The organism is Bradyrhizobium sp. STM 3809 (assembly GCF_000239795.1).
Lineage (GTDB): Bacteria > Pseudomonadota > Alphaproteobacteria > Rhizobiales > Xanthobacteraceae > Bradyrhizobium.
This window is the reverse complement of record NZ_CAFJ01000291.1, coordinates 1-10,893: the sequence shown is the minus strand read 5'-3', so window position 1 is coordinate 10,893 and position 10,893 is coordinate 1. Positions and strand designations below refer to the sequence as shown.

Genomic DNA, 10,893 nt, shown 5'->3' with positions numbered 1-10,893 from the left:
TCGGCGGCGCGGGTGAGCTGGACGTTCAGGCAGGTGTCGAGCACGTCGGAGGACGTCATGCCCTGGTGAACGAAGCGTGCCTCGGGGCCGACGATCTCGGCCAGATGGGTCAGGAAGGCGATGACGTCGTGCTTGGTCTCGCGCTCGATCTCGTCGATGCGGGCGACGTCGAAGGTGGCGTCCTTGGCCTTGGCCCAGATCGTCCGGGCGGCGTCCTTCGGGATCGTGCCGAGTTCGGCCAGCGCGTCCGCCGCATGCGCCTCGATCTCGAACCAGATCTTGAACCGGGTCTGCGGTTCCCAGATCGAGGCCATTTCGGGACGGGTGTAGCGGGGGATCATGGACGGCGCTCCAGGCGGGAGGGAAGGTGGGCGGGACGAAGCGCGTCCGCGCCAGCATTTTACGCCGTGCTCTACCAGAGCCGCCGGGGTGACACAAACGGCGGGTTTCCGGTCCAAGATCAGGCTTAAAACGTATTATGATACCTAAATCAAAAATCGTGCTGACAGATATTGAAATCTGTCAGCGCGATGGTGTATGTTCCGCGCATGATCAACGAGCACTGTCTGACCACGGGTTCAGCGGTTTCACATGCGAAGGACCGCTTCGATGAAGATTGAAAAGCGATTGCTCCACACACAATTCCAGGACTGGCTGAATCTGCAGATCGCCCGTCATCTCGAGGCGCAGGCCGCCAGGTTCAACGCGGTCTCGGTCGCCGACAGGGGCGAGCCGATCCAGATCAAAGCGCATCCCCGTGATGCCGATATGGTGCACGCATGAATGAGGCCGTGGTTCTGACATCCGAGCGCATCCTCGAAGTCACCGAGGACGTGTTGCGCCGTTACGGGCTCGCCAAAGCGACGGTCGTCGACGTCGCGAGAGCGCTCGATGTCAGCCACGGCTCCGTCTACCGTCACTTTCCGAGCAAGGCCTCGTTGCGCGAGGCGGTGGCCAAGCGCTGGCTCGAGCGCGTCAGCAGGCCCCTGGCGCAGATCGCCGCCGAGCCCGGGCCCGCGCCGGCCAAGCTGGAGCGCTGGCTGCGCGAGCTGTTCGACGCCAAGCACAAGCGCGTCTGCGAAGATCCCGAGATGTTCGCGACCTATCTCACGCTGGCGCGCGAAGCGTGCGCGGTGGTGAAGGCGCACAAGCAGGAATTGATTTCCCAGGTCGAAGGCATGATCGCCGAGGGTGTCGCCCAGGGCGCGTTCGACGTCGCCGATCCCAAGATTGCCGCCGCCGCGATCTTCGATGCGACGCGCAGCTTCCACCACCCCGCCCACGCCGACGAATGGGCCGATTGCACTTGCTCGACGCGGGTCGACGCGGTGCTGACGTTGCTGTTGCGCGGGCTGGCTGCGCGCTAGCACGCGTAGCCCGCATGAGCGCAGCGACATGCGGGTTCATCGCCGCAGCTCGTGAGACCCCGGATATCGCTGCGCTCATCCGGGCGACGGAGTCTCCGTGGCACGGCACCCTGTTTGTTCGTGCCGAGATGTCACGCGCCGTGCCCACCGTCGATCAGCATGGTCCGCCGCGCGGCGGGGGCACGGCGCCCTTGCGATCTCGGGTGAGGACACCGCGCGGCAGCGCCTTTGCCCACCCTACAGATCCGTCAGGCCGCTGTTCACGGCGAGCCGCACGAGCTGCGCATCGGTCTGCAATCCCGTCTTCGCCTTCACCAGGTAATGATAGTTCTGCACCGTCTTGACGCTGAGATGCAGGTTCGCGGCGATCTGCTCGGTGGTCAGGCCCGAGGCGAGCTGGCGGAGAATCTCGATCTCGCGCTCGCCGAGCCGGTCGAGCACCGTGCGGACGGGATCGAGGCTGTCGGCGGCCAGCACATGGGCGACGTCGTCGCTGAGCGCGCGCTCGCCACGGATGACCGTGCGGATGGCGCGGACCAGCGCCGACGGCTCGCTGCTCTTGGTGACGAAGCCGCTGGCGCCGGCCGCGAACGCCGCCTTCACCAGCGCCGCTTCGCCATGCATCGAGAACACCAGGATGCAGGCGCGGCCGTCGCGGGCGCGGATGTTGCGGATCGCCTCCAGCCCGCTGGCGCCCTTCATCGAAATGTCGAGCACGACCACGTCGGGCGCATGCGCCTTGAACGCGGCATAGGCCGCCGCGGCGCTGTCCGCCTCGGCGATGACGCGAAAACCGTCCTGGCTCTCCAGCACGCGGCGATAGCCCTGGCGGACGACGGGATGGTCGTCGACCAGCAGGATCGAGATGCCAGGCTCGGCCATCGGCGGGCCTCAGGCGGCGAGCGGAATGGTCGCGGAGACGCTGAGCCCGCGCGCGGCCGGTGCGATCGACAGCGAGCCGCCGACGGCGGCGATGCGCTCGCGGATGCCGGTCAGCCCGAACCCGCTCGACCGCGCCAGCTGCGCCGCATCGCCGCCGCCGTCATCCTCGACCGAGATGACGAGCGCGCTGTCGGGGCCGGCGCGCCGCTCGACGCGCAACGACACCTCGCTGGCATCGCCATGGCGCAGCGCATTGGTCAGGCATTCCTGCGCCATGCGATAGGCGGTGACCGCGACCGGCCCCTGGATGTCGGCGAGATCGCCCTGCAGGTCGAGCCGGATCGCCGGCCGCGCGGCATGCTGATAGTTCTGTGTCAGCGCCACTAGGCCCGCCTCCAGCCCGAGCTCCTCGGCGAGCGGCCGGCGCAGCCGGCTCAAGGTGCCGCGCAGGCAGGCCATCAGATGGCTGACGGATTGCGTGATCATGCGCGCATCCTGCGCGACCTGGTCGCTGCGGGCTTGACCGCGGGATTGACCGGCGGCCTCGATGGTCGAGGCGAAGGCGAGGATCGCGGTCAGGTTCTGTCCGAACTCGTCGTGCAGCTCGCGCGCCAGCGCGCGGCGCTCCTCGTCGCGGATGTCGAGCAGCCGCTCGGTCAGCGCGGCGCGCTGCTCGTTGGCCTGCGCCAGCCGGTCGCCGAGCTCGCCGACGGCGCGGCCGATCATCGCGAGCTCCATCGAGCGGAAGCGCGGCAGCGCGGGGCGGTGCTCGCCCTCGGCCATCCGCTGCAGCGCCTGCACGATGCTGCGCGCCGGCGCCAGCGCATGCGCGATCGCGAGCGACGCCAGCACGCCGATCGCGATCGCCATGGCCAGCGCCACGCCAAACGAGTCCTGGATGCGCTGCCAGGCGAGCTGGATCGCCGCGTCGGGATCGGCCATCGCCGACACCGTCCCAGCCGTCGTTGCCCGCGCGCTGATCGCCTGCGCCACGGCGGCGTGATCGCCGAGGATCGTTTCCACCGGCCCTGAGAACCAGCGCGGCGGCGCCGTGCCGAGGCCCTTGCTCTGGCCGCACAGCGGCCTTTCGAAGGCGGCCTCCGGCTTGAACTGCACGCAGATGCCGGGCGCGATCAGCCTCATCGTCTCGGTCGTGCGCCAGTCGGGCACCGGCAGCAGATGATCGCGCGTCCGGTTGCTGCGCAACAGCAGCTCGCGCCAATACAGCGCCTCGAGCGCCTGAGAGACCCGATCGGCCGAGGCCGCCGTGGCGCGGTCGACGCTGCGATAGGCGTCGACGGTGACCCATACGCCCGCCGCCGCCAGGCAGAGCAGAACGATCAGCGCGAGGCGCGCAATCAGCTGGAGCACGAGGCGCATGCGATCCCCTCCAAATCGTTCGATGCAGCGTAACGATGGGAGGGACCATCGCCAAGCGAATGCACTGCAGCAAAAACGAATTGGGAAATTTTCCCGAGAGCCTGGAGGCAGATGTCTTTGGACGCTGTTCCGCCGCTCTGCTTAACTCGGATACGAAACCGCCGGACGAACGGGCGGCACCGGGGAGTGCAGGGATGAGCGTGGTCAGCAGTGCCGACAGAGTGGAACCCGCGCACGACGCCGCCGAGCGCGGGCCGCTGCTGCTCTGGATGATCTTCACCGGGCTTACCGTATTCGCCGCGGTGGTGCTGGCGCGCTACGGCTATTTCCACCTGATGGTCGCCTCCGACCGCACCTATATCTCCAGCGTCATCGCCGTGCTCTACGTCGCGACCTGCTGCCACTGCTTCTGGCGCACACGCGCGATCGCGCGCGAGGCCGACGCCGCGCGCCGCTGCCGCGCCGTCCTGATCGGGGTCGACGCCGAGCGCGCGCTCGAACCTGACGCGCAATTGCTGCCGAAGGGGCTCGTCACCAATCACATCAAGAGCCTCGTCACCAAGGCGCGGACGCAAGGGGCGGGGCGGCTCGACCAGACGCTGCTGCTGCGGACGCTGGCCGACCGCCTGCGCGGCTCCAACGGTTTCGGCGGCTTCGCCTCGGACACGCTGATGAAACTCGGCCTGCTCGGCACCATCATCGGCTTCATCATCATGCTGGCGCCGATCGCCGGCCTCGACGTCAACGACAAGCTCGCGATGAAATCCTCGATGGGGCTGATGAGCGACGGCATGGCGGTGGCGATGTACACCACGCTCGCCGGCCTCGTCGGCTCGATCCTGGTGCGCATCCAGTACTACATGCTCGATGCCGCCACCGGCCGCGTGTTCTCCGATGCGGTGATGCTGACGGAGACCCGCGTGACCCCGCGGCTCGAGCGCGCGATGGAGCGGGCGCCGGAGCAGGGCGCATGATGGACGATTTCGGGCTCTATCCGCGTGAGGAGCAGTTCGATCCGTTCAGCGTCATGCTGTTCAAGGCGCTGCAGATCGTCGCGTTCTTCTTCTTCATCGCGGTGCTCGCGATCTCGCCGGACGCCAAGGACGGCAAGGTGGATACGAAGGCCGAGTTCCTGATCACCATGGACTGGCCGGACAACCATCCCGACGATCTCGACCTGTTTGTGCAGGACCCCCTCGGCAACATCGCCTGGTACCGGCATCGCGAGGCCGGCTTCCTCACGCTCGACCGCGACGACCGCGGCGGCGCCAACGATTTCATCCTCGTCGACGGCCTGAAGATTCCGTCGCCGATCCGCGAGGAGATCGTGACCGTCAGAGGCATCGTCGCCGGCGAATACACCGTCAACATCTCGCACTTCCAGAACGTGACGGGACAGCCCGTCGAGGCCACGGTGAAGGTGCAGAAGCTCAATCCGACGGCGCAGGTGATCTTCGACGACAAGGTCGTGCTCGACCACTCCGGCGACGAGAAGACCGCGCTGCGCTTCAAGCTCGACGCCACCGGCAAGGTGATCGACGTGCAGCGCCGGCCGAAATCATTGCTGGAGACGTTCCGAAGCAACTGGCGCAACGGCGCCGATCTCGACCCCAAGACCGGTGTCAGGGTGATCAGCCGATGATGAGCAGCCTCCAGACCGTCATCGTCACGCTGTCCGTATGCTACGCGCTGATCGGCGCGCTGCTCCTGCTGGTGCTGGTCTATGCGCGGCTGCCGTGGCAAATCAAAGCCGTCGCTGTCGTCGTCACCAGCGCGTTCTATGTCGGCAGCTTCGTCGGCGCCCGCGGCCTGCTCGGCTGGGCCAGCATCGACCGGCTGCCGAAGGCCTTCAAGGTGCTGCAGGTCCGGATCGTCGATCCGCACAGCGTGGAGGGCGATCCCGGCGCGGTCTATCTATGGGTCGAGACGCTCGACGACGACAACCGGCCGAGCGGCGTGCCGCGCGCCTACCGCATTCCCTACAGCGACACGCTCGCTGAAAAGGCCCAGCACGCCGCCGACCAGATCGCCGCCGGCCATCCGCAGGGCGGCCGCGCCGCTGATTTCGGCACCGGCGAGGGCGGCGTCATCGATGCGGCGCGCGAATACATCCTGCCGAGGACCATCATCGAGACCGCCGGCGGCGATCCGTCGACCGGCGAGTTCAAGGCCGCGAAAAACGCCGGCGACGGCGTCTCGTTCACGCCACTCCTGCCGCCGCGCATGCCGCCGAAGGACGAGCAGTAGGGGATCTCGTCTCTCGTCGTCGAACTTGCGCCTGTGCGGTTTCTCCGTTGACGCACCCTCGCTGCGCCGCTGCTCCTCACCCTGAGGAGCGCGCCATCTTGGCGCGCGTCTCGAAGGGCGAGGCCCTGATCGTGGCCTCATGGTTCTCAGGGCGATGCAAGCGCATCGCCCGAACGCGCCCCGTACGACGATCCTGCCTCGCATGGGCCTGCTCGGCGCGGCGCGCCTCACCATGAGGTTCGGAAGCCGGCGGCGCTGTGAACATGCCCCCATGTGACGACAGCATGACGACGGCCCGGCTCGCCCCATCCGGTGCAGCGACGGTGAAATTGCCAAGTTTTTCTGTTCACGTTAGGCTCGTGATCATTTCCTGATCCCGTGTTTTTCATGTCATCCGAGGGGACATTGCGATGCGCACGCTGACGATAGCATTCATCGCCGCGGTGTTGTGGCCGGCAGGACAGGCGCTCGCCTGGTGGGACGAGGGCCACATGCAGATCGCCTATGTGGCCTACAAGAAATTGTCCCCGGCGGTGCGGGACCGGGCGGATGCGCTGCTCAAGCTCAATCCCGACTATGCCAGCTGGATTGCCGGGGCGCCGCAGGGCCAGGAGAAGCTGTACGCCTTCGTGCACGCCGCGACCTGGCCCGACGACATCAAGATGAAGACCGACTATTACGACGACCAGGTGACGGACTCGACGGCCAAGCAGCTCGTGCCGTACGGCCACATGAAGCACGCCTATTGGCACTACAAGGATGCGCTGTTCTCGGTCGACGATACGCCGCTGCCGCGGCCCGATCCGGTCGACGCGGTGTCGCAGCTCAAGCTGATGATCAGCAAGCTGCCCGCCGCCAACACCGACGCATCGGAGGTGCTGCGCTCCTACAGCCTGAGCTGGACGATCCATTTGGTGGGGGATCTGCATCAGCCGCTGCACGCCATCGCCCGCTTTTCGGCCGCGCTGCCGGACAAGGGCGGCGACCGCGGCGGCAACGAGCTGCAGGTCGTCGCCGCCAATGGCGAGACGCAGAATCTGCACGCCTATTGGGACGGCATCTTCGGCGGCTATTCCACGGTGTTCGGTGCCATCTTCGATGCCGACCAGCGCGGCGGCCTGTCGTCCATCCCCGCCGACGCGGGCAAGGCGCAGATCATCGACCCCGCCACCTGGGCGCAGGAGAGCTTTGACCTCGCCAAGAGTGTCGCCTACGCCGCCCCCGTTCGCACTGACAAGCAGCCGGTCGAACTCACGCGCGACTACGAGACCAATGCCCGCGACACGGCCCGCAAGCAGGCCGCGCTCGCCGCCGCGCGGCTCGCCAATCTGCTCGAGGCGGTGTTGCGCTAGGACCGCGCGTGTAGCCCGGATCAGCGCAGCGACATCCGGGTTCACCTGAGCAGTTCGTGAGACCCCGGATATCGCCGCGCTCATCCAGCTACGACGCCGGAGACCTCGGAGCCATCGTGGCAAGAAAGATCATTCTGGCCATCATCGTCCTCATGCTTGTTCCCACAGCGTTTGTCGGTGTCGTTCTCGTGTGGCCCTGGGACCCCGTCGCACTGCCGAAGTGCCCGTTGCCTTCTGGCGTGTCGGCGTTTCGACGACTTGATGATGCTCCTCCGGAGCTGGTCCGCGCTCTGACGCAACGCGTCGGAGAGATCGTACCCGTTGGTGCAAGGTTCGACGCCACGGATGTGGTCTTCATCGGGCCGGGCAAGTTTCGCCGTCTGATCTTCATCTGGAGCCGGAACAACAGATGGGTGGTCGCCACCGAACGCGGCGGTATTGCCTATAACGATCCGATCTTCGCCTTCGAGATCGAAGGGGATCGGCGCGAAGCGGTGTTTCTGCGAGAAGAGATCGCGTTGCCCGGCTCGATCTGCTCAACCGCATCAGGCCTTCTCGACGTCGCTGGATCGCCCGCGTCGTAGCCCGGATGAGCGCAGCGACATCCGGGTTCACCGAAACAGCGCGCGAGACCCGGATATCGCTGCGCTCATCCGGGCTACGACGCCGGTGACGATCGTCGCCATGGCGGCGGTCATCCGGCGCGCTGGTGTTGCAGCTCTGGCGTGATCCGCTGGGAGATCAAGACGTCTTGCCGGCCACATCGGCCGCGCGCAAAATCTCCTTGTCCCGTCGTGCCTGGTTTGATGTTGCTCAAATTCCGTGCGAAGCCCATCTGTACGGTGGGACCGGGAGGATATGCGTGCTGCTGGCGATTTTCACCGATATCCATGCCAATCGGCAGGCCTTTGCGGCCTGCCTGGAGGCGGCGCGCGCCCGTGGCGCCGATCGGCTGATCTGCCTGGGCGACATTGTCGGCTATGGCGCCGATCCTGAGTGGTCGGTGGATACGGTGATGGAGATCGTCGCCGATGGCGGCCTTGCCGTGCGCGGCAATCACGACAACGCAGTCTCGACCGCGAACGAAAGCATGAATGCCGAGGCGCAGGCCGCGATGGAGTGGACGCGCGGGCGGCTCAGCGCCGAGCAGCGGCGCTTCCTGGCCGAACTGCCGATGAGCATCGGCGACGAGGACCGGCTGTTCGTGCATTCGGAGGCGTCGAGCCCGCCGCGCTGGCGCTATGTGCAGTCGTCGGCCGACGCCGCGCGCAGCATGATCGCCACCGAGGCCGCGGTCACGTTCTGCGGCCATATTCACCGCCCCGCATTGTACTCGATGTCCGCCACCGCCAAGATGACGAGCTTCACGCCCACCGCCAACATGCCCATTCAGCTGCTGCGCGGCCGGCAATGGCTCGCCGTGGTCGGCTCGGTCGGCCAGCCGCGCGACGGCGATCCCGCCGCGTCCTTCGTGACCTTCGACACCCGGACCCGCGAGCTGACCTATTGCCGCGTGCCCTATGACGTCGAGACGGCGGCGCAGCGCATCCGCGACAACGGCCTGCCGCCCTGGCTGGCGCAGCGGCTGTCGGTGGGGCGCTAGACCATGCCGAGATCGAAGCTCCAGACGGGCGTCGTCATCGACGGCTTCACGGTCGGCGAATGCGTGCATTCCGGCGGCATGGCGACGCTGTGGAGCGTGACGCGTCCGGACATCGACCGCCCGATCCTGATGAAGGTGCCGCGCGTCTCCGAGGGCGAGGACCCCGCCGCCATCGTCAGCTTCGAGATGGAGCAGATGATCCTGCCGAAGCTGTCCGGCCCGCACGTGCCGGCATGTTTCGCGACCGGCGATTTCGCCACGCAAGCCTATGTCGTGATCGAGCAGATCCCCGGCGAGACGCTGTACAAGCGGCTGCCGGAACTCCCGCTGTCTTACGAGGAGGCGCGGGGGCTGGTGGCGAAGATCGCCACCGCGCTCGCCGATCTGCACCGCCAGCACGTGATCCATCACGACATCAAGCCGTCCAGCATCATGTTCCGCCCGACCGGCGAAGCGGTGCTGATCGACTACGGCCTGTCCTGCCACAAGCACCTGCCGGATCTCCTGCAGGAGGAATTCCGCCTGCCATACGGCACCGCGCCCTACATGGCGCCGGAGCGGATGATGGGCACCCGCAGCGATCCGCGCAGCGACATCTTTTCGCTCGGCGTGCTGCTGTATTTCTTCACCACCGGCGTGCGGCCGTTCGGCGAGACCGAGACCCTGCGCGGCATGCGCCGCAGGCTGTGGCGCGATCCCTATCCGCCGCGGCAGTTGAAGCCGGACTATCCGCCCTGGCTGCAGGAGATCGTGTTGCGCTGCCTGGAGATCGAGCCGGTGTGGCGCTATCCGACCGCGGCGCAGCTCGCCTTCGATCTCGGCAATCCCGACCAGGTCAAGCTGACCGCGCGCGCCGAGAAGCTCAAGCGCGATCCGATCACCACCGTGTGGCGGCGCCGCTTCAACCGCGGGCTGGTGCAGCCGGAGCAGAAGCCGTCCGACGTCGCGGTGCAGATCGCCACCAGCCCGATCGTCGCGGTCGCGATCGACACCTCCGAAGGCGGCGAGGAGCTCAACGGCGCACTGCGCGTCACCGCCGAGCGCATTCTGGCGACCTTGCCGTTGGCGCGGCTCGCCTGCGTCAACGTGCTGAAGCTCGGCCGCCTCACCATCGACCGTACCCTGGACGAGGAGGGCAACAACAAGCACATCGACCGCATGGTCGCGCTGAAGCACTGGGCGACCCCGCTCAAGCTCGATGCCAGCAGGCTCACGGTGCACGTGCTCGAAGCGATCGATCCGGCTGCCGCGATCATCGAGTTCGCCGAGGCCAACCAGGTCGACCACATCATCATCGGCGCCCGCCGCGACTCCGTGCTGCGCAGCCTGCTCGGCAGCGTGTCGGCCAAGGTGGCGGCGGAGGCGGGCTGCACGGTCACTGTGGTGCGCACGCGCGCAATCGCGCGGGAGGCGGATGATGAGGAGGATGAGGTGGCGGCGAAGGCCGTGTCGGGGGGATGAGAGTTGCAGACGACGATGGTGCGCTCATGTATATCTGGGGACGCCGCGAGTGTTGAGCTACGAGGTCGCCGCGCCCATAGTCCCGTAGGGTGGGCAAAGCGGCCGCCGCAGGCGGCAGCGTGCCCACCGTCGCACGGCGAACTCATCAGCAGGATGGTGGGCGCGGCGCCACCACGATCTCGTACGCGGAGGCAGCCCGGCCTCGCCTTTGCCACTCTCCGCGCTGCTTGATTGAAATCGGGAGGCGAGAGCGCGAGAGGGCCTCGCCCTTCGAGACGCCCGCCTGTCGGCGGGCTCCTCAGGGTGAGGAGGAGGCGTCGTCGCGTGGAACGTGAAGCGATTGATCGGGCGATTTTCATTGCGAAGCGCGCTACGCATCAACAAGAGAAGCAGCGGTCTCGCACATCGCCGCTCGTCATGACCGTGCTGCGCACAGCCAATATGCTGCGCCGATTTCGGCGCTGGCCCCTCATGGTGAGAAGCGCCGCGCCGAGCAGGCCGTGCTGGACCCGATTGTCGTGCGCGGCGCGTTCGGGCGATGCGCTTGCATCGCCCTGAGAACCGTGAGGCCCGCTCGATCCCTTGTTTCACGTTTCAACCA

12 protein-coding genes are annotated in these 10,893 nt (G+C 67.0%); 9 read left to right on the top strand and 3 right to left on the bottom strand.

Features of this window, described 5'->3' with window-relative positions; translation table 11 throughout:
- A partial coding sequence (locus tag BRAS3809_RS16585) for a lyase family protein (protein WP_240535693.1) occupies positions 1–341 on the bottom strand: 341 nt, incomplete at its 3' end.
- A gap of 268 nt (positions 342–609) precedes the next feature.
- Between BRAS3809_RS16585 and BRAS3809_RS36645 the strand changes: the two genes are divergently transcribed.
- Both BRAS3809_RS36645 and BRAS3809_RS16580 read left to right on the top strand, forming a co-directional pair.
- A complete protein-coding gene (locus BRAS3809_RS36645) occupies positions 610–783 on the top strand; it encodes a hypothetical protein (RefSeq protein ID WP_008963271.1) in 174 nt (57 codons plus the stop codon).
- Positions 780–1,367 carry a TetR/AcrR family transcriptional regulator gene (locus BRAS3809_RS16580; RefSeq protein ID WP_008963270.1) on the top strand — a complete coding sequence of 196 codons (588 nt, stop codon included), beginning with the start codon at positions 780–782 and terminating at the stop codon, positions 1,365–1,367. Before BRAS3809_RS36645 ends, BRAS3809_RS16580 begins: the two co-directional genes overlap by 4 nt.
- 237 nt (positions 1,368–1,604) lie before the next feature.
- On the opposite strand, the gene BRAS3809_RS16575 is transcribed toward BRAS3809_RS16580, so the two are convergent.
- Together BRAS3809_RS16575 and BRAS3809_RS16570 are read right to left on the bottom strand one after the other, a co-directional pair.
- Positions 1,605–2,249, bottom strand: a complete 645-nt coding sequence (locus BRAS3809_RS16575) for a response regulator (protein ID WP_008963269.1) — start codon at positions 2,247–2,249, stop codon at positions 1,605–1,607.
- Positions 2,250–2,258: 9 nt separating this feature from the next.
- On the bottom strand, positions 2,259–3,629 hold the full coding sequence (locus tag BRAS3809_RS16570; RefSeq protein ID WP_008963268.1) for a sensor histidine kinase: 1,371 nt from the start codon (positions 3,627–3,629) through the stop codon (positions 2,259–2,261).
- Between the two features lie 194 nt (positions 3,630–3,823).
- On the opposite strand from BRAS3809_RS16570, the gene BRAS3809_RS16565 reads away from it, so the two are divergent.
- From BRAS3809_RS16565 to BRAS3809_RS16535, 7 genes are all read left to right on the top strand, one after another.
- Positions 3,824–4,603 carry a MotA/TolQ/ExbB proton channel family protein gene (locus BRAS3809_RS16565; protein WP_008963267.1) on the top strand — a complete coding sequence of 260 codons (780 nt, stop codon included), beginning with the start codon at positions 3,824–3,826 and terminating at the stop codon, positions 4,601–4,603.
- Positions 4,600–5,271 carry a hypothetical protein gene (locus BRAS3809_RS16560; RefSeq protein ID WP_008963266.1) on the top strand — a complete coding sequence of 224 codons (672 nt, stop codon included), beginning with the start codon at positions 4,600–4,602 and terminating at the stop codon, positions 5,269–5,271. Before BRAS3809_RS16565 ends, BRAS3809_RS16560 begins: the two co-directional genes overlap by 4 nt.
- Positions 5,268–5,876 (top strand): hypothetical protein, encoded by a 609-nt coding sequence (locus tag BRAS3809_RS16555; protein WP_008963265.1) that lies wholly within the window; start codon positions 5,268–5,270, stop codon positions 5,874–5,876. The genes BRAS3809_RS16560 and BRAS3809_RS16555 overlap by 4 nt, the downstream gene beginning before the upstream one ends.
- Positions 5,877–6,286: 410 nt before the next feature.
- Entirely contained in the window at positions 6,287–7,228 is a 942-nt protein-coding gene (locus BRAS3809_RS16550) for a S1/P1 nuclease (protein WP_008963264.1), read from the top strand.
- Between the two features lie 116 nt (positions 7,229–7,344).
- On the top strand, positions 7,345–7,812 hold the full coding sequence (locus BRAS3809_RS35875) for a hypothetical protein (protein ID WP_008963263.1): 468 nt from the start codon (positions 7,345–7,347) through the stop codon (positions 7,810–7,812).
- A gap of 278 nt (positions 7,813–8,090) precedes the next feature.
- The gene (locus BRAS3809_RS16540; protein WP_008963262.1) at positions 8,091–8,831 is read left to right on the top strand and encodes a metallophosphoesterase family protein; all 741 of its coding nucleotides are present in this window, start codon (positions 8,091–8,093) and stop codon (positions 8,829–8,831) included.
- Positions 8,832–8,834: 3 nt separating this feature from the next.
- A complete protein-coding gene (locus BRAS3809_RS16535; RefSeq protein WP_008963261.1) occupies positions 8,835–10,292 on the top strand; it encodes a serine/threonine protein kinase in 1,458 nt (485 codons plus the stop codon).
- Positions 10,293–10,893: the final 601 nt, after the last annotated feature.